General features: G+C 69.2%; 22 protein-coding genes. 10 read left to right on the forward strand and 12 right to left on the reverse strand.

Annotation, left to right across the window (positions count from 1 at the left end; all coding sequences use genetic code 11):
• Window positions 1–10 precede the first annotated feature (10 nt).
• Together EV137_RS05040 and EV137_RS05045 are read left to right on the forward strand one after the other, a co-directional pair.
• Complete coding sequence (locus EV137_RS05040) at window positions 11–1210, forward strand: MFS transporter (RefSeq protein WP_134009331.1); 1200 nt, start codon at window positions 11–13, stop codon at window positions 1208–1210.
• Window positions 1211–1250: 40 nt separating this feature from the next.
• A complete protein-coding gene (locus tag EV137_RS05045) occupies window positions 1251–1970 on the forward strand; it encodes a MerR family transcriptional regulator (protein WP_134126838.1) in 720 nt (239 codons plus the stop codon).
• Here EV137_RS05045 and EV137_RS05050 read toward each other — a convergent pair.
• On the reverse strand, window positions 1953–2570 hold the full coding sequence (locus EV137_RS05050) for a trimeric intracellular cation channel family protein (RefSeq protein ID WP_238157535.1): 618 nt from the start codon (window positions 2568–2570) through the stop codon (window positions 1953–1955). The two genes, EV137_RS05045 and EV137_RS05050, sit on opposite strands and share 18 nt — an antisense overlap.
• Before the next feature lie 57 nt (window positions 2571–2627).
• Here EV137_RS05050 and EV137_RS05055 point away from each other — a divergent pair, with 57 nt between their 5' ends.
• Both EV137_RS05055 and fdhD read left to right on the forward strand, forming a co-directional pair.
• Window positions 2628–3671: a phosphotransferase family protein gene (locus tag EV137_RS05055; protein WP_134126840.1), complete on the forward strand. Its 1044-nt coding sequence runs from the start codon at window positions 2628–2630 to the stop codon at window positions 3669–3671.
• The gene (fdhD, locus tag EV137_RS05060) at window positions 3668–4501 is read left to right on the forward strand and encodes a formate dehydrogenase accessory sulfurtransferase FdhD (protein WP_134009325.1); all 834 of its coding nucleotides are present in this window, start codon (window positions 3668–3670) and stop codon (window positions 4499–4501) included. The genes EV137_RS05055 and fdhD overlap by 4 nt, the downstream gene beginning before the upstream one ends.
• Here the strand turns inward: fdhD and EV137_RS05065 are convergent.
• A complete protein-coding gene (locus EV137_RS05065) occupies window positions 4485–7235 on the reverse strand; it encodes an AAA family ATPase (protein ID WP_134009323.1) in 2751 nt (916 codons plus the stop codon). The genes fdhD and EV137_RS05065 overlap by 17 nt on opposite strands.
• Window positions 7236–7242: 7 nt before the next feature.
• A complete protein-coding gene (locus tag EV137_RS05070; RefSeq protein ID WP_134009321.1) occupies window positions 7243–8370 on the reverse strand; it encodes a metallophosphoesterase family protein in 1128 nt (375 codons plus the stop codon).
• A gap of 160 nt (window positions 8371–8530) precedes the next feature.
• Between EV137_RS05070 and EV137_RS05075 the strand changes: the two genes are divergently transcribed.
• Window positions 8531–9076 (forward strand): GNAT family N-acetyltransferase, encoded by a 546-nt coding sequence (locus tag EV137_RS05075; RefSeq protein WP_134126842.1) that lies wholly within the window; start codon window positions 8531–8533, stop codon window positions 9074–9076.
• Window positions 9069–9563, forward strand: coding sequence for a phosphatase domain-containing protein (locus EV137_RS05080; protein ID WP_202870814.1), 495 nt, complete (start codon window positions 9069–9071; stop codon window positions 9561–9563). Before EV137_RS05075 ends, EV137_RS05080 begins: the two co-directional genes overlap by 8 nt.
• Window positions 9564–9578: 15 nt before the next feature.
• Here EV137_RS05080 and EV137_RS05085 read toward each other — a convergent pair whose 3' ends face one another.
• The 5 genes from EV137_RS05085 to EV137_RS05105 are packed head-to-tail and all read right to left on the reverse strand — an operon-like array spanning window position 9579 to window position 15150.
• Window positions 9579–11252 (reverse strand): ABC transporter substrate-binding protein, encoded by a 1674-nt coding sequence (locus tag EV137_RS05085; RefSeq protein ID WP_134009315.1) that lies wholly within the window; start codon window positions 11250–11252, stop codon window positions 9579–9581.
• Window positions 11249–12235 carry an ABC transporter ATP-binding protein gene (locus EV137_RS05090; protein WP_202870815.1) on the reverse strand — a complete coding sequence of 329 codons (987 nt, stop codon included), beginning with the start codon at window positions 12233–12235 and terminating at the stop codon, window positions 11249–11251. The genes EV137_RS05085 and EV137_RS05090 overlap by 4 nt, the downstream gene beginning before the upstream one ends.
• A complete protein-coding gene (locus EV137_RS05095; RefSeq protein ID WP_134009311.1) occupies window positions 12232–13230 on the reverse strand; it encodes an ABC transporter ATP-binding protein in 999 nt (332 codons plus the stop codon). The genes EV137_RS05090 and EV137_RS05095 overlap by 4 nt, the downstream gene beginning before the upstream one ends.
• Window positions 13223–14221 carry an ABC transporter permease gene (locus tag EV137_RS05100; RefSeq protein WP_134126846.1) on the reverse strand — a complete coding sequence of 333 codons (999 nt, stop codon included), beginning with the start codon at window positions 14219–14221 and terminating at the stop codon, window positions 13223–13225. The genes EV137_RS05095 and EV137_RS05100 overlap by 8 nt, the downstream gene beginning before the upstream one ends.
• Entirely contained in the window at window positions 14221–15150 is a 930-nt protein-coding gene (locus tag EV137_RS05105; protein WP_134126848.1) for an ABC transporter permease, read from the reverse strand. Before EV137_RS05105 ends, EV137_RS05100 begins: the two co-directional genes overlap by 1 nt.
• Window positions 15151–15303: 153 nt before the next feature.
• On the opposite strand from EV137_RS05105, the gene EV137_RS05110 reads away from it, so the two are divergent.
• A complete protein-coding gene (locus EV137_RS05110) occupies window positions 15304–16146 on the forward strand; it encodes an alpha/beta fold hydrolase (RefSeq protein WP_134129376.1) in 843 nt (280 codons plus the stop codon).
• Complete coding sequence (locus tag EV137_RS05115; RefSeq protein ID WP_134126850.1) at window positions 16146–16838, forward strand: nucleotidyltransferase domain-containing protein; 693 nt, start codon at window positions 16146–16148, stop codon at window positions 16836–16838. The genes EV137_RS05110 and EV137_RS05115 overlap by 1 nt, the downstream gene beginning before the upstream one ends.
• Here EV137_RS05115 and EV137_RS05120 read toward each other — a convergent pair whose 3' ends face one another.
• Genes EV137_RS05120 through EV137_RS05130 form a run of 3 tightly spaced genes read right to left on the reverse strand, consistent with a single transcriptional unit; the run spans window position 16839 to window position 18675 of the window.
• The gene (locus EV137_RS05120) at window positions 16839–17462 is read right to left on the reverse strand and encodes a hypothetical protein (protein WP_134126851.1); all 624 of its coding nucleotides are present in this window, start codon (window positions 17460–17462) and stop codon (window positions 16839–16841) included.
• Between the two features lie 50 nt (window positions 17463–17512).
• Window positions 17513–18169: a hypothetical protein gene (locus EV137_RS05125; RefSeq protein WP_134126853.1), complete on the reverse strand. Its 657-nt coding sequence runs from the start codon at window positions 18167–18169 to the stop codon at window positions 17513–17515.
• Window positions 18166–18675 carry an RNA polymerase sigma factor gene (locus tag EV137_RS05130; RefSeq protein ID WP_238175092.1) on the reverse strand — a complete coding sequence of 170 codons (510 nt, stop codon included), beginning with the start codon at window positions 18673–18675 and terminating at the stop codon, window positions 18166–18168. The genes EV137_RS05125 and EV137_RS05130 overlap by 4 nt, the downstream gene beginning before the upstream one ends.
• A 127-nt stretch (window positions 18676–18802) precedes the next feature.
• Here EV137_RS05130 and EV137_RS05135 point away from each other — a divergent pair, with 127 nt between their 5' ends.
• Window positions 18803–20314, forward strand: a complete 1512-nt coding sequence (locus tag EV137_RS05135; RefSeq protein ID WP_238175093.1) for a TldD/PmbA family protein — start codon at window positions 18803–18805, stop codon at window positions 20312–20314.
• Window positions 20311–21717, forward strand: coding sequence for a metallopeptidase TldD-related protein (locus EV137_RS05140; protein WP_134126859.1), 1407 nt, complete (start codon window positions 20311–20313; stop codon window positions 21715–21717). Before EV137_RS05135 ends, EV137_RS05140 begins: the two co-directional genes overlap by 4 nt.
• A 23-nt stretch (window positions 21718–21740) precedes the next feature.
• Here EV137_RS05140 and EV137_RS05145 read toward each other — a convergent pair whose 3' ends face one another.
• Entirely contained in the window at window positions 21741–22283 is a 543-nt protein-coding gene (locus EV137_RS05145) for a class I SAM-dependent methyltransferase (protein ID WP_238175094.1), read from the reverse strand.
• Between the last annotated feature and the right edge of the window lie 388 nt (window positions 22284–22671).

Genomic DNA, 22671 nt, shown 5'->3' on the forward strand with positions numbered 1-22671 from the left:
CCGGTCTCTCATGCTCAAGCCTTACTTCCATCTCATGCGCCGCCGCGGAGCGGCATCGTTCTTCGCTGCCGGGATTCTCGGGCGGATGCCGATCTCGATGATCGGGCTCGGCATCGTGATCCTGATCGCCCAGGAGAGCGGTTCGTACGGTCTCGCCGGCGCGGTCTCCGGCGTGGCCGTGATCGCCGGTGCGCTGACCGGTCCGATCCAGGGCCGGCTGGTCGACCGGTTCGGGCAGCGCGGGCTGATCCTGATCGGCTCAGTAGCCTGCACGGTCGGTCTGGCCGTACTGCTCGTCGCTGTGCGTGCCGACGCGCCTACGTGGGTCCTGTACGTGCTGTCGTTCATTGCCGGTGGCACCCGTCCCCAGGTCGGTTCGTTCGTCCGGGCGCGCTGGACGCACCTACTGGGCCGTGGTCGAGCCCTGCAGACGGCCTTCGCTCTGGAGGCGGTCGGCGACGAGGTGGTCTTCATCGTCGGTCCGGTGCTCGTCACGACGCTGGCGACGCAGGCGAGTCCGTACGCCGCTCTGTCCGCGGCCGGCGTACTTGGACTGGCCGGTGGCATCTGGCTGGCGCTGCTGCGCGCCTCCGACCCGCCAGGTCGTGGCAAGTCGGACGGCACCGAGCAGGCACCACTCCCCTGGCTTTCGATCTTGCTGCTCAGCCTGATCGGTCTCGGCCTCGGTGCGACGCTCGGTGGCGCCGAGGTGATCACCGTGGCGTTCACCACCGAGAAGGGACAGGCAGGGCTGGCTGGCGTCGTACTGGCGATCTGGGCGTTCGGGAGCCTGCTGGCCGGGCTCTGGTACGGCTCGGTGCACTGGCGGGCTCCGGTCGAGCGACGGCTGCTGCTCGGCACGATCGCGCTCGCGATCACGCTCGCACCACTCCCCTGGGTCAACAGCATCCCGCTGCTCGGCGCCGTGCTGTTCTGCTGCGGTATGACGATCGCCCCGACGATGGTCGCGGTCACCGCCTGTGTCGAGGAGTGGGTGCCGCCGCAGCGGCTGACCGAAGCGATCACCTGGACCGTCACGGGCATCCTGCTCGGCGTGGCACCGGGCAACGCGGCCGCCGGCCATGCGGTCGACGTCTGGGGCCCGTCGGACGCGTACTGGGTCCCGTTCGGCGTCGGTATCGCCTGCGCGCTCGTCGCCGCGGCCTCCATCACCTTCGCCCGCCCCAAGGAACGGTTCGCCCACAACTAGGCTTGCATCTCCTGTTACGGGAGGTGTGAGGGTGGCGGGTATGGACCACTCGATCGGTGCGGCGGCGCGGCTCGCCGGGGTGTCGGTGAAGGCCGTGCGGCACTACTCCGACCTCGGGCTGCTGACGGTACGGCGTACCGCTGCCGGCCATCGACGGTACGACGAGAATGCCGTCGTACGGCTGCGGCTGATCCGGACGTTGCGTGCCCTGGACCTGGATCTGCCGACGATCCACGCCGTACTGCGGGACGATCGTTCCCTCGCGGAGGTCGCGGCGACCCACGCCGATGCGCTGGCGATCCAGATCCGCACGCTACGCCGGCAGCACGCCCTGCTCACGGTCCTCGCCAACCATCCCGACCCGGAGGACGTGTACCTCATGACCGAACAGTCCGAGCAGGCCGCGCAGGACAGCCGCGCGCTGATCGCCGACTTCCTCGATACGACGCTCGCCGGCGCCGCCCCCGCCGTCCGCCAGAATCTGACGCCGGTCCTGCCCGAGGACGCCGAACCGCAGCAGGTCCAGGCCTGGCTGGAGCTGACGGCGCTGGTATCCACGCCCGACTTCCGGGATTCGGTACGTCGTCTTATGGCCGGCTACCTCGCCCTGGCCGGAGACGATCCGCTCCGGGCGGACCCGGCGTACCGCAGTCGCCTGATCGAACTCCGGCGTACCGAGGCCGGACCGCACTGGCACCGCTATCTCGAATTGGTTGCCGTGGTCAACGGCTGGGTGCCACCGTCACGGATTGCGGGGTAGCGGCGCGTTCCAGCCGCGGCGGATCGCGAGCAGCCGGATCGCGAAGCACACCACCGCGGCGGAGATCGGGACCCACAGGGCGTGGTACTCGAGCGCGGATGCGACGACCACGATGCCGGCCCCGAGCAGTGCCGGGGTGGCGTAGATCTCGGAGCGGAGAACGACCGGGACGCGGCCGCTGAGTACGTCCCGCAGTACTCCCCCGCCGATCCCCGAGAGCGTGCCGAGGAGCGCGGCCGAGATCGGCGACAGCCCGGAGTCGATCGCCTTCAGTGCACCGGTCACGCAGAACAAGGCGAGGCCGGCCGCGTCGAAGATGTTCACCAGCCGCTCGACGCGGCCGATGCCCGGATGCAGGAAGAACGTCAGCAGACCGGCCGCGATCGGGACCACCAGGTAGCGCCAGTCGCGGAGCGCGGCCGGCGGGGTCTCGCCGATCAGCACGTCCCGGATGAATCCACCGCCGAGCCCGGTGACCAGCGCCAGCACCTGGATCCCGAACACGTCCAGCTTCTTCCGTACGCCGACCAGCGCACCGGTGATCCCGAACACGAAGATCCCGACCAGATCGAGCACCTGCAGCACCACGGATCCACTCACAGCCCGAACGCTAAACCACGAGCGCTGCGCCGCTGTGGGGTTCTATCGTTCGTGGACATGAGCCGCGCCCCGGACGTCGACTACTTCGCCACCTCGTCGCGACCCGCCTGGGAATCGCTCCCGCCGGCCCTCCACGAGGCCCTCGCTGTTGCCCTGGGCACTCAGATCGCCTCCGTCTCGTCGCCGGTCAGCTCAGGCTTCACCGGAGGCTTCGCTGCCCAAGCACGGCTCGCCAACGGCCGCCGCGTCTTCATCAAGGCAGCCGAGGAAGGCCTGCACGCCTACGAGGCGTACCAGCGCGAAGCCGAGGTCGTCCCCCAACTCCCGAATGCAGTCCACGCTCCAGCAATCATCACCACCGCCCACACACCCCACCTGAACATCACGCCCTACGGGAAGAGCGGAGGTGCGCCGGGTGGGGGCTCGGGTGGTGGGCGGTGGTTTGCGGTGGTGTCCGAGTGGGTCGACGGCAGGATGCCGGGGGCGCCGTGGACCGCCGAGGACTTCGAGCTTGTGACTGCTGCTTGTGAGGAATTGGCCGGGGTGTTGGAGCCGAGTCCGTTGGGTGGGCTCAGCAGGTTCGCGGATCTGGTCGGCGATGACGTCGAGGTGCCCGCGCAGATCCTGGCGGGTGAGCGGGAGATGCCGGGCGGCCTGCAGGACTGGCTGCCGCGCGTGCTGCCGGAGCTCGCGGAGCTGGCCAAGCTCGCGCCCGAAGCTCTCACCGGCGACTCCGCCACGCACTCCGATCTCCGCCCGGACAACATCCTGATCGACAACGTCGGCACCTGCTGGACCATCGACTGGAACTGGCTGGCCCTCGGCCCGCGCTGGGTGGACTGGGTCGGCCTGCTGCCGGTCGCCCAGCACCAAGGCATCGACACGTTCACCGCCATCACCCGCAGCCCGCTCACAGCCGACGTACCGAAGGACCACCTTGACTCGTTCGTGGCCGTGATCGCGGCGTACATGATGAAGAACACCGAGGCCCCGCCCCCGCCCGGCTGTACGCCGACACTGCGCGAGCACCAGCGGCTGTACGCGTGGACATTCCTCGACTGGCTCGCCGTACGACGCAACTGGCCTACCGTGGAGGTATGACGAAGGCTCCCACCAGCAGGTTCAAGGTCGAGGTGCTCGACGGCGACCGGACGTCGCGGCGCGAGGACGTCGTCAGCACCGAGGAACCGCTGGAGCTTCGGCTCGAATGGCCGGGCCGGCCGCCCGAGCCGCTGGTCGTCACGATGCGCACCCCCGGCTCCGACTTCGAACTGGCCGCCGGGTTCTGCCTCGGCGAGGGGTTCGCGGTCCGGCCGGACGCGATCCGGACCGTTGCCTACTGCACCGATGTCACGCTGACCCCTGAGCAGCAGTTCAACACCGTCACCGTCACGTTCGACGGTCCCCCGGACCGCGAACCGCCCCAGCGGTACGGCGTGACGTCGGCCGCCTGCGGTGTCTGCGGGCAGCAGAGCCTCGACGAACTCGCCGAGCGCGAGTACGACCCGGTGGACCCGGTCGAGGCACCGGTCGACGTCGTACGCCGCCTTCCCGACCTCCTCCGCGAAGCTCAGCCGATGTTCAGCCGCACCGGCGGTCTGCACGCCGCGGGCCTGTTCACCGCTGACGGCCGCAAGGTCGTGGTGAAGGAGGACATCGGCCGGCACAACGCGGTCGACAAGGTCGTCGGCTGGACCGTCCTCAACCAGCACAGCCGCAAGGGCCTGATACTCGCCGTCAGCGGCCGCGCCGGCTACGAGATCGTCCAGAAAGCGGTCGCCGCCGGCCTCGGCATGATCGTCGCGGTCGGCGCACCCTCGAGCCTCGCCGTGGACCTCGCCCGCCGATCCAGCATCACCCTCGCCGGCTTCACCCGCGGCGACCGCTGCGTCGTCTACTCCGCGCCGGAGCGGATCATCCGTCCAGCTTGATGAACGTCGCCTTCGGGACGTACTCGTAGCGGTCGGGCATGCAGGTCAGGATGATGACCTGGCCGTGGTCGCCGGCGCGGCCGAGGAGGGCGCCCATGTCGCGGAGGCGAGCCTTGTCGGACCAGCCGAGAGCGTCGTCGAAGATCACCGGCACGCTGCCCTCGCCGGTGCTGACGAGGTGGCTGATCGCCAGTCGCGTGATGATCGCCATTTGCTCCTGAGCACCCGTCGACAATGCCTCGACCGGCAACCGGACACCGTCCAGTTCGCGCTCCGCGACCGCGAGGTCGTCGTCCAGCCAGACCCGGAACGACGGTCCGTACACACTGCGGCCGAGCGCCTCGATCCGGCTTTGCAACGGCTCGGAGTACTTCGTCTGCGCCTCGGCCCGATGCCGGCTCAGCGTCTCGTGCACACGTCGTGCCGCCTCGGCCCGCCGCAGGAGGCTGTCGTGCTCCGTGCGTACGGCGGCCAGCTCCAGCTCGGCCACGTCCCGTCGCGTCGCCAGCCCGTCCCGCCCGGACTGCTCCAGGCGGCCTTCCGTCGTACGCAACGCGTCACGCAAGTTGTCCCGCTCGCCCTGCAACCGCGTCGCCACAGCCAACGCATGCGTCAGCTCCCCCGCGACCTGATCCGCCCCAGCCTCGTCCGCCTGCTCCTGTACAGCGGTCAGCTCCTCGAGCACCGCCTCGACCTCAGCCGTCGCCTCGGTCTCGGCCGCCGCCACTGCCTCGTCGTCGAGCACCGCCCGCGCGGCCTCGAGCGCCTCGACGGCCGCAGCCAGCCGCTCTCCTGCCAGCTCGGACCGGGCTCGCGCGTTCTGTGCCTCGGACCGGTCCTCGTCCGCCGCCTTGCGCGCCTGCGCGGCCGCGAACTCCGCATCCGTCAGCAACCGCTCGGCGTCGGCCAGCCCGCTCCGGGCCTCTTCGAGCACCCGCTGAGCGCTGGAGAGGTCGTCCGGCTCCGGCTCCGGTACGTCGAAGTCGTCGAACAGCGTGTCGTGCGGCGACGCGAACTCCTCGAACAGCGACATCTGCCCTGGAACGCCCTCGACCGCGGCCTCTTTACCGCCGGCGTCCTCGGCCTCCTCGTCGGTGCCGAGCCGGGCGGTCAGTACGGCGATCCGCTCCCCCGGATCACCTCCGGCCGTCAGCGACTTCTCGGTCCGCCGCGCCTCGTTGAGCTCGGCAGTCGCGGTGTCCGCCTTCCGCAACAGCTCCCGCGCCGCGGCGACGTCCTTGACACCGGCCTTCTTCAGCAGGTCCTTCTCCCGCCGTACGGCGTCGTCGACGCGCGAGCGCAGCGCCGCCGCGTCACCGCCGGCGCGGACGGTCACCTCGACCTGTCCCGGCACGCCGACCAGGAGCTCACCGGAGACGAGAACCTCGGTCGACTCGTCGAAGCCGAGCTCCGCCGGCACGTTGCCTTCGAGCCCGGTCCCGGACAGTTCCACGGGCTCCGACCCAAGTCGCCGTACCGACACCTCGGGAACGCCGGCCGCGAGCGCCGCGCGAGCCTCGACCACCGCCGCGCGGGCATCCTCCAACGCCGCCACCAACGCGTCGTCGACCTTGATCCGGTCCAGGATCGTCCAGGCCGCCGCGATCCGCGCCCGGACGTCGATCAGCTCCGTCTGCTGGCCGACCAGCCGGTCCAGCTCGGCGCGATCCATCAGGTCGGAGACGCGACGTTCCGCGGTCTGTACGTCGGTACGCCGTAGGTCCTTGAGCTCCACGACCTCCGCCAGCGCGGCCTCTGCCGCCTGGACGGTCTCGGCCGCGGTCTTGGCGACGAGTTCCGCGTCGGCCCGCCGCGCGGCGAGCTCGGTGTGAGCCTTCGTGAACCGCTCGACCTCGTCGAGCAGGCGTTCCCGCTCCAGCCGGGTGCGAGTGTGGTTCTCCAACCGGGCTCGTGCGGTCTCCGCGCGGGACCTCACCGAGTCGCGGCGGAGCAGGATCTCGTCGGTCGCCTGCTTGCGTTCGCGCAGTGCCTCCACACCGGCCAGGTGCTCGGTCAGTCGGGCGGTCACGTCCGCGAGATCGAGATTCAGCCGCTCGGCGCGACGGATGTCGGACTGGACCTCCTCCATCGCCTGCAACGCCTGCTTGAACCCCAGCTCGGCGGCGGCCACGGCCTTCGCCGAGCGCGCGAAGTCACCGGTCGGCTTGCCGCGCGGCGTCCAGTACCGCAGGAACTCGTGCTCGACGGCCGTCACCAGCGGCATCGACGCACCGTCGACCGGGGTGCCCGACTCCGCGGTCACCGCGGTGATCAGCGGCTCGGCGTCGGCCGGCGTTGGCAGCACCAACGACTGGCCCTGGCTGACCATCAAGGTCTGCCACAGCACCGGGTCCACGTTCTCGTGGAACAGGCGCTCGGCCTCGTTGTGCGCCTCGCGCCCGGTCCACGACTGCCGCCGGCCGTCGGGCTCCGCGATCGTCAGCTCGGTGGACCGGTTCTTCAGCCAGCGCTTCGAATAGGTCAGCTCGCGGCCCGCGAGGCTGAGCTCGACGGTCACTTCCGGCCCGACGTCCTGGCCGACCGGCTGGATGTCGCGGATCCGCGTCGACTTCGAATCGTCGGGCAGGTCGAAGATCAGCCCGAACGCCTCGACCAGGCTGGACTTCCCGACCTCGTTGTCGCCGACCACCACGGTGGTGCCGAGCGCGCGGAACCGGACAATGCGGTCCTTGACGCCACGGAAGTCCCGTAGCGCCAAGCTGTGTAATCTCACCGCAGTCTCATCCCGCGTCCCGCGCCAATCGGTGCATCAACGACAACGCCGCACCCGCGCTCTCGTCGCCGCCCGCCAGGGCCTGCCGCAACTCCTCCATCGCGGCCCGCGCCGGTCCGCTCAGCTGCAGCGACTCCAGGTCCGCCGCGTCCGGCGCCGGCCGCACGGTCCAGAACTTCGCCCAGCGCTCGACGCTCGCGAAGACCTCGCCCTGCGCGTCGATGATCGTGTCCAGCCGGGCCAGCAACGGCAACGACAGCGATCCGTCACCGGCCAGCCGCACGTACGTCCGCTCCTTGTCCGGCAGCTCGGCGAACCAGTCCTCGAGCGCCGTGATCGACTCCTCGTCGAACAGCTCGACGCGATGATCCACCATGTGCCACGCCCCGACGCGGATCGGCTCGACGTCGATCTCGCCGGCGCCGATGACCACCTTCAAGACATTGCCCGGCGCGTCCTCTTCGGGCGACGTGACCTCCTGCGTCCCGGAGAACCAGATCCGGTCGGTGACCCGCGTCGTCGAGTGCCGATCGCCGAGGCCGACGTACTGCAGCCGGCCGTCCGCGACCGCGGCCTCCAGCGCCGCCTGGTCGATCGTCGGTACGTCGGACATGCCGCCGGACAGACTCGTCAACTGGCCGTGGGCGAGCAGGATCCGCGTCGTCTTCGGGTCTGCTGTCAGGTCGGCGTACCCGGGCGCGGCCGGGTCCGAGAGCGGGCGCCGCGACCGCCACGGTGCGCCGACGAGCTCGACCCCCGGCACGATCTGGAAAGGCGTCGTTTCGGTCAGCACCGTCACGTGGTCCGGCGCGTGCGCCAGCCACTGGCTCGAGGTCCACAGCGACCCCGGCTCCAGCGCGTCGTGGTTGCCCGGGAGCAGCACGACCGGGACCGGGATCCGCTTGAGCGCCTCGCACGCCCGCAGGATGGTCTGCCGCTCGACCTGGTTGTGCTCGAACACGTCCCCGGTGACGACCACGAACGCCGCCCCGGTCCGCTCCGCGACCTCGCCGATCCGCGCGACAGCATCCAGCCGCGCCTGACCCCACCGGGCCTGCCCGTCCGGCCCCAGGAACCGGCGCATCATGCCCAGCTGCCAGTCCGAGCTGTGCAGAAACGTGATCGACTCGTCCATAGCGGAATGAACGCTAACCCGCCCCACCGACAACCGCCCAACCCAACACACCCCAACCCCCACACCGCCCACACTCCGGACGCACCTTGAGCCTGCACCAACCGTTTCGCCGCCCTCGAAATGACTGGTGGAGGCTCAAGGACGATGAGAGGGTCCGGATGTGTATCTGGAGACGCAGCGTTTGCGGTTGGGGCGGTTCACCCGCGGCGACGTCGAGTTGCTGGTGGACTTGGACTCCGATCCTGAGGTGATGCGGTTCCTGACCGCGCAGGCGACACCGCGGGACGAGGTCGAGAGCGTCGTACTGCCGGCGATCCTCAAGGTGTACGCCGAGCGTCCGGAGCTGGGGACGTTCAAGGCCGAGGATGCGGAGGGTTTCGTCGGGTGGTTCGGGCTTCAGCCGACCGCGGATCCGCGGACCGTGAACGTCGGGTACCGGCTGAAGCGGACCGCCTGGGGCAAAGGATATGCGACCGAAGGCACCCGCGCCTTGATCGCGCACGCGTTCACCGAGCTCGGGATGGAGCGGGTGGAGGCGGACACGATGGCGGTCAACCACCGGTCGCGGGACGTGATGCGGCGGTCCGGGCTGCGGTTCGAGAAGGTGTACCACGAGCACTTCGACGATCCCCTGCCCGGGACCGAGTTCGGGGAGGTGCTGTACGCCGTCGACCGGGCGACCTGGGATGCTGAGGCGCATGAGTGACGAGCGACCGTACGCCGTACTGGACATCGACGCGACCCTGTCCGACACCAGCAAGCGGCTGCAGTTCATCGAGCGGAAACCGAAGGACTGGGACTCGTTCTTCGATCACGCCAAGGACGATGCCGTCCTCGAGGAGGGCCTCGCGGTCGCGACGACGCTGGCGGCGGACCACGAGATCGTCTACCTGACCGGCCGGCCGGAGCGGACCCGGCGGGACACCGAGAAGTGGCTGAAGGACAACGGCTTCCCGGACGGCAAGGTCTACATGCGCGGCAACACCGACCGCCGCCCGTCGATGCTGATGAAACTCGGCCGCCTGAAACGCCTTGCCGAGCGCCGCCCGGTCGCCGTCCTGGTCGACGACGACATCTCGGTCATCAAGGCCGCCGAGAAAGCCGGCTACACGGTGATGAGGGCCGACTGGGGACTCGACGCCGAGACCCAGCCGACCCTCTTCGAAGCCCAGGAATCCGAAGGACGCACCTGAGCCCGCCTCACCCTGCTACTTGCTGAGGCCGACGATCAGGGTGTTTGCGTACGGCGGGTAGGACGACAGGTAGAAGTTCTGCACCTTCGAACCGTGCAGGAACGCGTTCCGCGCGTAGATCAGCGGCACGACCGGTGCGTCGGCCATGATCTGCTTGTCCAGCGCGGCCCACAGACCGGCCGCCTTCGTCCGGTCCGGCTCGGCCGTCGCGGCGGCGATCGCCGTGTCCACCGCGGGGTTGGAGTAGCGGGAGATGTTGTAGCCGCCGTTCCCGATCTCCGAGGACGCGAAGAGCGGCTGGATGTTGCCGATCGCGCTCGGGAAGTCCGGCAGCCAACTCGACACGGTCAGGTCGAAGTCCGGCTTGTTGCCGGTGATGAGGTCGGTCAGCGGCTCACTGTCCAGTGGCTTGATGGTGACAGTGATCCCGGCCCGCTTCAGGCCCTGCTGAATCGCCTGCGCCACGCCGAGACCGGTCGTGTTGTCGGCGGCCAGCACCAGGTTCAGGTTGCTGACGCCCGCCGCGGCCAGCATCTGCTTGGCCTTCGCAGGGTCACCGGCCGGCGGCGCCTCGTACGAGTCGTACTTGGTGTACCCGTCGATCCCCGGCGTGATCAGAGTCGACGCGATCTCACCGCCGTACTCCGGACCGCCTTCGGCGACCTGGACAGCCTGCTTGTCGACGGCGTACTCGATCGCCTTGCGGACCGCGGGGTTGGCCAGCGCCGGCCGCTTGGTGTTCATCGCCAGGTACTCCAGCGCGCCGGACGGCGAGGTCGCCACCCGGGCCTTGACGGCCGGATTGCCGGTGATCGTCGGGATCAGCGCCGCCGGGACCGACGTACCGGTGGTGGCGGCGAACTTGTCGTCGCCGGCGTCGGCGATCAGGCGCTGGTTGACGACGTCGGGCTGCAGGCCCATGTCGGTCACGATCGAGTCCGGCAGGCCGGTCCGGGCCGGGTCGGTCGACTTGTCCCAGTTCGGGTTCCGGGTCAGGACCAGCTTCGAGCCCGGCGTGTACGACTGCACCTGGTACGGGCCGCTGGCCATCGGCTTCTCGCCGTAGTGCGCCGGGTCGGTGTCGGCCTTCTTCGGCACCGGGGAGAACGCCGGCATGCTGACGATCCACGGCCAGTCGCCGTACGGCTTGTTCAGCTTGAACACGATCGTGGTCTCGTCCGGCGTCTCGATCGAGGCCAGGTCGCCGCCCTTGTACGGGCCGGTGTACTTGTCGCCGCCTACCAGGAGCGACTTGTGGTAGCCGAGACCGCCGGACAGTTCCGGCGCGAACGACCGCTCGACGCCGTACTTGATGTCAGCGGCAACGATCGGCGAACCGTCGGCGTACTTGAGACCCGGCTTGAGCTTGTAGGTCCACGTCTTGCCGCCATCAGTGACCTGCCCCGTGTCGGTAGCGAGGTCCGGGACCAGCTCGGTCGGCTTGCTCGGGTCGGTCTTCCACGACGTCAGGCCGCGCAGCACCAGGTGGATCCCGCTGATGCCCAGGTTCTGGCTCTTGGCGGGGTCGTAGCTGATTTCCTTGCTGGTGCTGAGGATGTGGAAGGTGCCGCCCTGCTCCGCTGCCGCAGTACTACCGCCAGTGGTGCCGGACTTGTCATTGGCGTTGCACGCGGCCGCCGCCAGCGCCAGCACGGCCGCTAGCGCGACCGCTCGGGATAGGTGTTTCATTGTGTCCTCTCAGAGGTGGGGAGCTCAGGGAAATAGCAGGCGGCCCGGTGCTCCGTGGAACCTTCGACGGGTTCGAGCACTGGTCGTTTCGTTGCGCAGACGTCCTCGGCCTTGTAACAGCGGGTCCGGAAGGGACATCCGGATGGCGGGTTGACAGGGGTCGGTACGTCGCCCGTCAGCACGATGCGATCACGCGAGACGCCCGGTTCCGGGACGGGGACGGCGGACAGCAACGCCTTCGTGTACGGGTGGGCCGGCGACTCGTACACCTGCGCCGCCGGGCCTTCTTCGACGATCGTGCCGAGATACATCACGGCGATCCGGTCGGCGACCTGACGGACGACGGCCAGGTCATGGGCGACCAGCACGTACGACAGGCCGAGCTCGTCGCGCAGGTCGGCGAGCAGGTTCAGCACTTGGGCCTGCACCGACACGTCCAGCGCGGACACCGGCTCGTCGCAGACCAGCAGATCGGGTTTGACCGACAGCGCCCGCGCGATCCCGATCCGCTGACGCTGACCGCCGGAGAACTCGTGCGGGTACCGCACCAGGTGCTCCTCGGCCAGTCCGACCTGTTCGAGCAGTTCGACGAGCTGGGCCCGGGTAGGGCGGAGTCCTTGGGCGCGGAACGGCGTACTGAGAATCGTCGCCACCGACTGCCGCGGGTTCAGTGAGGCCTGCGGGTCCTGGAAGACCATCTGGATGCGGCGGCGGATCGGGCGCAGCCGGCGGCCCTTGACCTTGGTGACGTCCTTGCCGCCGATCTCGACCCGGCCCTGCGTCGGGTCGAGCAGCCGGGTCGCGACCCGGGCCAGTGTGGACTTGCCGGAACCCGATTCGCCGACGAGACCGAGGGTTTCGCCCTTGCGTACGACGAGATTGACGCCGTCGACCGCGCGAACGGCCTGCGCCTTCTGCCACGGTACGCCGCGCAACCCGAAGTACTTCTTGACGTCCTTGAGCGCCAGCAACTCGTCGCTCACAAGATCACCTCCGGACGCCGCCCCAAATGACACGCCGCCTCGTGATCACCTTCGCCAGGACGCGGTGTGAGCTCGGGCCGCTCGGTGATGCACCGCTCCCCCACCAGATGCGTGTAAGCACACCGCGGCTGGAACGGGCATCCGGTCGTGATCGAGCCCGGCCCCGGCGGAGTGCCCGGGATCGTGGTCAGCCGCGGTTTCGGCGGTACGTCGACGCGCGGCATCGCACCCAGCAACCCGAGGCTGTACGGGTGCGCCGCCCGGAAGAACAGATCGCGTACGGTGCCACGCTCGGCCGCGCGCCCGGCGTACATCACCAGGACGTCGTCCGCGACCTCCGCGACCACTCCGAGGTCGTGCGAGATCAGGATCAGCGCCGTACCGAACTCGTCCTGGACGTCGTCCAGCAAGCGCATGATCTGCGCCTGCACGGTCACGTCGAGTGCGGTCGTCGGCTCGTCCGCGATCAGCACTCTCGGGTCGTTCACGAGAGCCATAGCAATCACGACCCGCTGCCGCATTCCCCCGGAGAACTCGTGCGGGTAGCTGTCCGCGCGGCGGGCCGCGTCCGGGATGCCGACCTTGTCCAGCATCTCGACCGCCCGCCGGCGCGCGACCTTCTTCGGGACGTCGTGGTGCAGCCGGTAGGCCTCGGCGACCTGCCAGCCGACGGAGTAGTACGGGTTCAGCGCGGACAGGGCGTCCTGGAAGACCATCGCGATGTCGTTGCCGCGGATCTTGCGGAGCTCGTCGTTCGGCAGGCCGGCCAGCTGCCGGCCGTCGAGCAGCACCTCGCCGGTGACGTCGGCGTTCGACGGCAGCAGACCCATCACCGCGGACGAGCTGACGCTCTTCCCGGAGCCGGACTCGCCGACGATCGCGAGCGTCTGTCCCGGCGCGACCGCGAAGTCGATACCGTCGACGGCCGGCACCGGACCGTTCTCGGTCGAGAACGTGACATGCAGGTCGTGCACTTCCAATACCGGCTCAGCCATGGCTCACCCTCGGATCGAGCACACCGTGCACTATGTCCACCACCAGGTTCGCCAGGATGATCAGGAACGCCGAGAACAACGTGACGCCGACGACCACGGCCACGTCGAGCTGGCCGACTGCGCTGATCAGCAGGTCGCCGAGGCCTTGCATGCTGAACACCTTCTCGGTCAGGATCGCGCCGCCGAGCAGACCACCGAGGTCGAGACCGAACAGCGTGATGACCGGGACCAGCACGCCCCGCAGCCCGTGGGTCAGGACCACCCGCGCCTCGCCGGCCCCCTTCGCCCGGGCCGTGGTGATGTAGTCGAGGTTGAGCTCCTCGAGCATCTGCGACCGGGTCAGCCGGATGTACGACGCCGCTTGCAGGATCGCCAGCACGATCCAGGGCGTGACCAGGTGCCAGGCCCAGTCGACCGGGCTCTCGGTCAACGGGACGTAGCCGTTGACCGGGACCATGTTCAGCCAGAACCCGAACACCAGGATCGCGAGCAGACCGAGCAGGAACGACGGGGTCGAGACGCCGGCCAGCGCGACGCCGACGGCCAATCGGTCGAGGATGCGGCCCCGGTTCAAAGCGGCGATCACGCCGAGCGAGACGCCGAACAGCAGCCAGAGAACGGCGGCACCGAGCGCGATCGACGCGGTGATCGGCAGCCGGTCCGTGATCAGCGTGGTGACCGGTCGAGCGAGCGGGAACGAGTAGCCGAAGCAGGGAGCGTTGCAGTGCACGGCCGCCGTACCGTCACCGAAGGTGCGGCCGGCGACGATGCCCTTCAGGAAGTTCAGGTACTGCTGCAGGGTGCTCTGGTCGAGCTGCATGAAATGCCGCGCCTGCTCGAGGCGGTCCGGCGTGCAGGGCTTGCCGCACGCCAGGTGGGCGGGGTCGGCGGGGATCGCGTAGAAGATCAGGTAGACGGCGAGGCTCAGCGCCAGCATCACGAGCAGCGCGCCGAACAACCGGCGGATCAGGAACCAGACGAGGTCGGGCATCAGTTCGTCCTCCGCAACCGGACGTCGAACACGTCCCGTACGCCGTCGCCCAGCAACGTGAACCCGAGGACCGCCAGGAACAGCATCGCGCCCGGGAACAGCAGGAACCACGGGTCCGCGCCGGTGTACACCCAGGCGATCGAGTCCGAGATCGACCGTCCGAGACTCGGTGTCGGCGGTGGCACGCCGACCCCGAGGAACGACAGCGCCGCCTCGGCGCCGATGTAGCCGGGGATCGCGAGGGTGGCGACGACGAGGACCGGGCCGAGCAGGTTCGGCAGCAGTTCGCGGGTGATCACCATCCAGCCGCTCGACCCGACGCTGCGGGCCGCCTCGACGAACTCGCGGGCCACCAGCGAGCGCGCCTGGTTCCGGATCAGGCGGGCCAGGCCGGCCCAGCCGAAGAAGCTGAGCACCAGGATCAGCAGCAGCCAGCGCGGGAACCTGGCCGGCACAACGATGCCCAGGGCAATCATGAAGACGAGCTGCGGGAAGCCGAAGAGGAAGTCGAGCAGCCGCGACAGCACCGCGTCGTACCAGCCGCCGAAGTACGCAGCGCTGATGCCGGCGAGGGTGCCGACGACGGTGGTGATCAGCGTGACGACGACCGCGATGAACAGCGACGTACGCAGACCGAGGACGACGATCGAGAACAGGTCCCGGCCGGTCAGCGGCTCCACCCCGAACCAATGGGTGCCGCTCGCTCCACCGATCGCACCGCGTGGCGCGTTGCCACGCGCCGGATCGAGCAGGTCGATGTGGTACGTCGTCGCGTCCTGGCCGGCCAGCCGCACCAGCAAGGGCGCGGCGGCGGCGATCACGATCAGCAGGGCGACCACGACCAGGCCGACCCGCGCACTGCGGTCACGCCGCATCCGGCGCATCGCTTGCCGGGTGGGCGATACGGTCCCGGCGACCGAGGAACTCACAAGCACTCCCGACAGGTTCGAAGCTCGAGCTGACAAAACCTAGGCGGCATCCTCCCACCACGGCGGTCGCATCTCGAATCCCGAGAATGTCGGGTTGTTAACTGTGGATTCGGATAGGTGCTGTCGAGTGGTTACGCTCCGCGTGTGGATGCCATGGTGGAGATCGGTGACCGGGTGCTGCTGTACGCCGTTTACGGCCCGGACGGCGGCGTACCCGTGATGTCGTTCGGGGGTACGCCGAGTACGCGGTGGAAACGACCCGAGGTGGTCGCGACGATCGAGTCGTCCGGGGTGCGGATGGTGATGCCGGACCGGCCCGGGTACGGCGGATCGACCCGGCAACCTGGCCGGACCGTGGCCTCGGTCGCTGTTGATGCTGCGGCTCTCGCGGACTCGCTCGGCTGGGAACGGTTCGCGGTCACGGGCGGCTCGGGAGGCGGTCCGCACGCGTTGGCCTGCGCGGCACTGCTGCCCGATCGCGTGACCCGCTGCGCGGTGACTGGGAGCAACGCGCCGTCGCTCGTCGACGGTCCCGAACCGACCGAGGAGGAGGAACGGGCGGACCCACGGCGCAACCGCACCTTCTGGCGAGCGGTCCACGGGGACCTGCGACCTGGGCTCGAGGAAACAGCTCGCACGATCATGGCCGCCGTGGAGGAGGGCGGACCCGAGTTCCCGCCGGACCCCGGCTCGCCACCAGGTCCCCCGGCCCGGGAGGACCCGGAAGCTGTGGCTCGTCTGACGGCCACCTTCGTCACCAGTCACGACGGCTGGATCGACGATCACAGAGCGTTCGCTCAGCCGTGGGGCTTCGAGCTCGGCGAAATCCGGGTCCCGGTCAGCCTCTGGCACGGCTCTGCTGACGAGCGCGCCGGCAAGTACGCCGACCACCTCGCCGCAGCGATCCCGCACGCCGAACGCAAGTACTACGTGGGCGGCCATGTCCCGCCGACAAATGCGTACCGCGAACTGCTGCGGTGGCTGACACTGTCCTGATGGACCTAGCACGTCAACTCGTTCTGGAGCTGTATCCGGAGGCCCGGGCCGCCTGGCTCGGCGGGAGCGTGGTGCGCGGTGACGCGAGTCCGACGTCCGACCTGGACATCACGGTGCTGCTGGACGGACCGCCGGCACCGCGGAGGAAGTCGCTGGAGTACGGCGGTTGGCCGGTCGAGCTGTTCGTGCACACCGAGAAGTCACTGCGCTACTTCGCCGACAAGGACCAGCTACGACGCCAGCCGACCATGATGCGGCTGGTCGGTGAATCCGTCGTACTGGTGGACGCTGACGGGTCGGGTGCGCGGCTGCAGCAGGAGTTCCTGGCCGAGGTGGCTGCCGGACCGAAGCCGCTGTCGACGGACGAGGTCGACCTGCTGCGCTACACGGTCACGGACCTGCTGGAAGACGTGTCAGCCGCAGAAGGTGATGTGCGCCTGGCGATCACGTCGGTGCTGTGGCAGGAGGCGGCTCGGCTGCTGCTGACGGGCGCCGGTCATTGGTCCGGGACCGGCAAGGGTCTGCTGCGCGAGGTCAGGGCGTACGACGTTGCTCACGGCACCGACCACGCTGCGAAGTTACTCGACGGCGTGCGGGCCTCGGACGACCGTCTGGCGGCTGCTGTGGACGACATCCTTGACGCTTATGGAGGACGGGTGTTCAGTGGTTTCGAGCTGGCTGCCGACATCTAGCTAGTCGATCAGCTCCCAGCGGCGCTTGGGGAACGTGCGTATGGCGACGAGGGCGGCTGCTGCGCCCAGGAGTACGCCGGGGATGATCCAGCGCCATCCGGTGAAGACGTTGGTGGTCGTGGACGCTTGAGCCTGAGCTGGTGGGTCAGGTGCCGGTGCCGGTTCTGGCGTGGACTCCTCGGCCGTGTAGCCGTCGTTCAGGCTGGGGCCGCCGTAGAACTCGCCGCTGAGCAGCTTGAGGTCGTTGAGCAGCTTCAGGAGCTTCACCGGGTCGGTGGCGCGGTGCCACGTGGGCTTCGCGGGTTTGGTCCCGGACATCAGGTCCTCGGTGGCGATCCACGGTCCGCCCGGCGCGTCGGGATAGATGATGTCGATGCGCCAGACGGACATGTCGTGGATCAGCCAGGTAGCGCGGACGAACCGGCCGGACAGGTGCTCACCACTCGGCTTGCCTGGTGTCAGCTCGGTGAGCTTGACCAGTTCGCCGTACCGCGGGTCGTTGTAGCCGAAAGCGACGACCGACGGCGGTGCGCTGAGCAGAACGCTGGTCGGGCCGCCGGCGTGTGCGGGCGTGACACCGATCGCTAAGAGCACGACAACGAGCATGAGGATGCGGCGGACCATGGCAGCTCTCCCTCTCGGATTCTCTGTTGCTGCTGGTACACCGCCCGCGGTCAGGAGGTTCCGGTCGCCAGCTCCACGGCGCGGGCCTTGTCGACACCTTCGAGACGGAACGTGACGCCGCCGCGCTCCCAGACCAGTGTCGGTCCGGCGATCCGTACGACGCGCTTGTCGACCAGCACCAACTGGTGCGGCGTACTGAACCAGAAGCCGGGAACCTCGGGGACGTAGCCGAGCTCGCCGTAGTACTGCTTGATGTACCTCGGCTCGAGCCCGGACTGGAACTGCTCCAGCCGTACGCCGTCCCAGCTGGTCGCTAGGAAGCCTTTTGACGCCTCTACGCCCGTCGGCGTACCCAGTGCCCTGGGGAGCTGTGGCGTGAAGCCAGCGACGCGTGCAGCGGCCTCCAGGGACATGTGACGGCCCACCGTCGGAGGTGGTGGCGCAGTACTCGGTCCAGTGCCCACCGGCTCCGCCTGGACTCCCCCGATGTGCAGCCACTCCGCGACTGTCGCGCGTACCGGAGGGGTGAGTGCAGCGCCCGCGACCAGGATCAGGAAGCCGGCCAGGAACGCCCGCCACCTGTCCCGCAGCCGCTTCCGCACCGGGACCTCGGCGACCCGTGCCAGCACCGCCGCCGTCAGTCCGTCGTCTACGGGAGGTACGACGGCTGAGTGTCCGACGGATCGCAGTTCGTCTTCGAGGCTCATCGCTGCACCTCCTTGTCGGGTAGAGCGTCACGCAACCGACCCAGCGCGCGGTGTAGCCGTGACTTGACGGTTCCTCGCGGCCAGCCGAGTACAACGGCGGTCTCCTGCTCGTCGAGGTCCAACAGGTACCTGCAGGTCACCACTAGCCGCATCTGCTCGGGTAACGCGCGTACAGCAGCCAGCAACTCCGTACGACGCTCCAACGACACAGCCGCGTCCGCCGGATCCAGCACGACGTCCAGCGGTGCCGCAAGCTCCTCCCGCCGCGCCCGGCGGCCGCGAGCACGTACAGCGTTCCGGGTCTCGTTGGCCACGATCCGCAACAACCAGGGCCGGAACGCCGCACCCTCCCGGAACCCGCCGAGCGCTCTGAACGCCTTGACGAACGCCTCCTGCACCACGTCGTCCGCGTCCGCTCCGGCGCCCAGGAAGACCGCGGTCCGCTTCGCCACGGAGGCATGCCGATCCACCAGCTCGCCGTACGCGACCGAGTCTCCGCCACGCACCCGAGCCACAATCTCGGCTTCCTCACCCAGGCTGATCCAGGGCCCCCAATCTGCTCCGCTGTCTACTTCCGGACACTGGCACTACACCGCCGATCATCTCCAGGTTCCCGTGTATAGGGTCGGTGTCGTGCCTGATATCGACGCAAGCTTTCTCGCTCTCCCCCGGCAGGAGTTGGCGGCGGCCGCCCTGCAACGGGCCCGTGACCTCGGGGCCACGTTCGCCGAGTTCCGGCTGGAACGGATCCGGTCCGAGTCCATCTCCCTGCGCGACAGCGTGCTGGAGAGCGCGAAGGACGACGAGGACCTCGGTCTCGCCGTCCGCGTGATCCACGACGGCACCTGGGGTTTCGCCGCCGGCGTCGCGCTGACCACCGACGAAGCGGTCATCCTGGCCGAGCAGGCGGTGAACATGGCCCAGGTGTCCCGGCCGATCAACGCCGAGACGATCGAGCTCGCCGACGAGCCGACGTACGACGACGTCACCTGGATCTCGTCGTACGAGATCGACCCGTTCAGCGTGCCGCGGGCCGAGAAGGTCGCGCTGCTCACCGACTACAGCGACCGCCTCCTCAAGGCCGAGGGCGTCGCCCACATGAGCGTCCACGTCGCCACGATCCACGAGTGCAAGTACTACGCGAACACCGCCGGTACGTCGTACACGCAGCAACGCGTCCGGATCGGCCCCGACATCACCGCGCACGCCGTCGCCGAGGACCGCTTCGACTCGATGTCGTCCACCGCCCCGCCGGCCGGCCGCGGCTGGGAGTACATGACCGGCACCGGCTGGAACTGGGACGAGGAGCTCGCCCAGATCCCCGCCTGGCTGGCCGAGAAGATGGCCGCGCCGACCGTCGAGGCCGGCACGTACGACGTCGTCATCGACCCGTCCAACCTCTGGCTCACGATCCACGAGTCGATCGGCCACGCCACCGAGCTCGACCGGGCGCTCGGCTACGAGGCGAACTACGCGGGCACCAGCTTCGCCACGCTCGACCAGCTCGGCACGCTCAAGTACGGCTCGCCCGCCATGCACGTCACCGGCGACCGCACCGCGGAGCACGGCCTGTCCACCGTCGGGTACGACGACGAGGGCGTCGCCGGCCAGCAGTGGGACCTGGTCAAGGACGGCATCCTGGTCGGGTACCAGGTCGACCGCCGGATGGCGAAGAAGAACGAGGACGTGCTCGGCACGCCGCGCTCCAACGGGTGCGCGTACGCCGACTCGTCCGGCCACATCCCGATCCAGCGGATGGCCAACGTCTCGCTGCAGCCCGCCCCGGACGGCCCGTCCACCGAGGAGCTGATCAGCCGGGTGCGGAACGGGATCTACATCGTCGGCGACAAGTCCTGGTCGATCGACATGCAGCGGTACAACTTCCAGTTCACCGGTCAGCGGTTCTACAAGATCACCGACGGCAAGCTCGAGGGCCAGCTCCGCGACGTCGCGTACCAGGCCACGACCACCGACTTCTGGGGGTCGATGGAGGCCGTCGGCGGTCCGCAGACGTACGTCCTCGGCGGCGCGCTGAACTGTGGCAAGGCCGAGCCCGGACAGTCCGGCGCCGTCAGCCACGGTTGCCCGTCCGCGCTGTTCCGCGGCGTCCGCATTCTCAACACCACTCAGGAGGCCGGCCGGTGACGGGCATTCAACTCACCCCGCAGGACACGATCGAGCGGGGCCTCGCCCTGGCCGCGGCCGAGGGCGCCGACGGTTGCGTCGTACTCGTCGCCGAGACCTCCAGCACCAACCTGCGCTGGGCGAACAACACCCTGACCACCAACGGCGCGATGCGCGGCTCGAGCGTGACCGTGATCGCCACGGTCGGCGCCGGCGAGGGTACGGCGGCCGGCGTCATCGGCCGCTCGTCGGTCACCGAGGACTCGTTGCGCGAGATCGTGTCCGCCGCGATCGCGACCGCCCGCGCGGCGGGCCCGGCCGAGGACGCCCGCCCGCTCGTCGACGGTACGACGGGAGCGGACTGGGACCTCGAGCCGGAGGAGACGACCGTCGGCGTGTTCGAGAAGTTCGCACCGTCGCTCGGCGAATCGCTCAAGCGCGCCTCGGCCGAGGCGCGCCACCTCTACGGCTTCGCCAACCACGAGGTCGTGACGCTGTACGTCGGTTCCTCGACGGGACTGCGGCTGCGCCAGGCGCTCCCCCGCGGGTACGTGTCGTCGACCGGCAAGAACACCGACCTCAGCCACTCGGCCTGGGTCGGCACCGCCACGCGCGACTTCACCGACGTCGACCCGCTCGCGCTGGACGCCGAGCTCACTCGCCGCCTCGGCTGGGCGAACCGGACGGTGTCCGTCGACGCCGGCCGGCACCCGACGATCCTGCCGCCGGCCGCGGTCGCGGACCTGATGACGTACCTGTACTGGCAGCTCGACGGCCGGGACGCGCTCGAGGGCCGGACCGTGTTCTCCAAGGCCGGTGGCGGCACCCGGCTCGGCGAACCCCTGTCGTCACAGCCGGTGAACCTGCACTCCGACCCGGCGCTCCCCGGGCTCGAAGCGTTCGGGTTCGCGGTGGCGCGTTCGTCCGGCGGCTCGTCGAGCGTCTTCGACAACGGGCTCACGCTCGCGGCCACGGACTGGATCCGCGGCGGCAAGCTCGAGCACCTGATGACGAGCCGGTACACCGCCGGTCTCATCGATGCGCCGACGGCCACCCCGGACATCGAGAACTACGTGGTCTCGGTCGACGGTGCGACCGGTTCGACCGACGACCTGGTCGCCGGGCTCGGCAACGGGCTGCTCCTGACCTGCCTGTGGTACATCCGGATGGTCGACCCGCAGACACTGCTGCTCACCGGCCTCACCCGCGACGGCGTCTACCTGGTCGAGAACGGCGAGGTCACCGGGGCGGTCAACAACTTCCGTTTCAACGAAAGCCCGGTCGACCTGCTGTCCCGGTTCACCACGGCCGGCGCGACCGTTCCGTCGTACTCGCGGGAATGGGGCGACTACTTCTCCCGCACCGCGACCCCGCCCCTGCTGGTGCCCGACTTCAACATGTCGAGCGTCAGCCAGGCGAACTGATCACTGTTTGGTCACTGTCCTGGTCATTGCTTGGTGAGGGCGACGCGCCACATCTCGCGTTGGCCTTCGTGGTACGGCGTGAGCTCGTCGAGCTGCCAGTTCTCGGCGAGCTCACGCACCAGGGCCTCGTCGAAGAAGCGGCCGACGAAGCCGTCGTGCACGGACAGCCCGTCGCCGAGCTGCTGCCAGTCCCGCGAGCAGGGGTCGCCGGTCGACCACACGGCGTACACGAAAACCCCGCCCGGGCTGAGCACCCGGCGGATCTCGGACACGAGTGACCGCAGCTCGGACGGCGAGAACGCCATGTTCAGCAGGAGATTCGCGAACACCGCGTTCACTGCGCCGTCGGCGGGCGGCAACGGGTCGCGGACGTCGTGCAACGCGGCGGTGACGCGGTCGTCGAGCCCTTCGCGCTGCGCCTCGTGCCGCAGCTGGTCGAGCGCGGTCTCGCTGAAGTCGGTGGCGTGCACGCTGAATCCCTGTCTGGCCAGGAAAAGCGCGTCCCTGCCGTGGCCGGCGCCGAGTTCCAGCACGTCATCGATGCCTGCGGCACCGAATCTCGCCACGGCCTGCTGCGCCACGGCTGATGGCTCCAGTCCGTGCAGCTGCGGGCGTCTCGCGTACGCCGAGTCCCAACGTTCCTGCTGAGCTCTCGCGAGCTCGACATGCCCAGTGTTTCCTCTATGCATGGTGCTCCCCGTGTTCGTCACGCCGGTCTGGACGATCGGCAGACCGCGCCAGCCTACGTCAGAACTTTGAGTAGACGTACTCAAGCGGCAGGCCGTTCCCCGCCGGGACAGTGGAAGGGACCCGAGGAGGACTCGATGCCGACCGCCGCCATCACCTGCCCCACCTGCCGCGCCCAGCTGCGCCTGACGATCGAGCCGGCCCCTTCTCCACAGCCTCACCCACAACCCGAACTCCGCCTCCCCGCCGCCCCACCCCACCTCGGCA

This window comes from Kribbella pratensis (genome assembly GCF_004366075.1).
GTDB classification, from domain to species: Bacteria; Actinomycetota; Actinomycetes; order Propionibacteriales; family Kribbellaceae; genus Kribbella; species Kribbella pratensis.

Excerpts from the sequence above, each read along its gene's own strand:
- EV137_RS05040 (WP_134009331.1), top strand. The coding sequence starts at position 11 with ATGCTCAAGCCTTACTTCCATCTCATGCGCCGCCGCGGAGCGGCATCG.
- EV137_RS05045 (WP_134126838.1), top strand. The coding sequence starts at position 1,251 with ATGGACCACTCGATCGGTGCGGCGGCGCGGCTCGCCGGGGTGTCGGTG.
- EV137_RS05055 (WP_134126840.1), top strand. The coding sequence starts at position 2,628 with ATGAGCCGCGCCCCGGACGTCGACTACTTCGCCACCTCGTCGCGACCC.
- fdhD (WP_134009325.1), top strand. The coding sequence starts at position 3,668 with ATGACGAAGGCTCCCACCAGCAGGTTCAAGGTCGAGGTGCTCGACGGC.
- EV137_RS05070 (WP_134009321.1), bottom strand. The coding sequence starts at position 8,370 with ATGGACGAGTCGATCACGTTTCTGCACAGCTCGGACTGGCAGCTGGGC.
- EV137_RS05080 (WP_202870814.1), top strand. The coding sequence starts at position 9,069 with ATGAGTGACGAGCGACCGTACGCCGTACTGGACATCGACGCGACCCTG.
- EV137_RS05085 (WP_134009315.1), bottom strand. The coding sequence starts at position 11,252 with ATGAAACACCTATCCCGAGCGGTCGCGCTAGCGGCCGTGCTGGCGCTG.
- EV137_RS05095 (WP_134009311.1), bottom strand. The coding sequence starts at position 13,230 with ATGGCTGAGCCGGTATTGGAAGTGCACGACCTGCATGTCACGTTCTCG.
- EV137_RS05100 (WP_134126846.1), bottom strand. The coding sequence starts at position 14,221 with ATGCCCGACCTCGTCTGGTTCCTGATCCGCCGGTTGTTCGGCGCGCTG.
- EV137_RS05110 (WP_134129376.1), top strand. The coding sequence starts at position 15,304 with ATGGTGGAGATCGGTGACCGGGTGCTGCTGTACGCCGTTTACGGCCCG.
- EV137_RS05115 (WP_134126850.1), top strand. The coding sequence starts at position 16,146 with ATGGACCTAGCACGTCAACTCGTTCTGGAGCTGTATCCGGAGGCCCGG.
- EV137_RS05120 (WP_134126851.1), bottom strand. The coding sequence starts at position 17,462 with ATGGTCCGCCGCATCCTCATGCTCGTTGTCGTGCTCTTAGCGATCGGT.
- EV137_RS05125 (WP_134126853.1), bottom strand. The coding sequence starts at position 18,169 with ATGAGCCTCGAAGACGAACTGCGATCCGTCGGACACTCAGCCGTCGTA.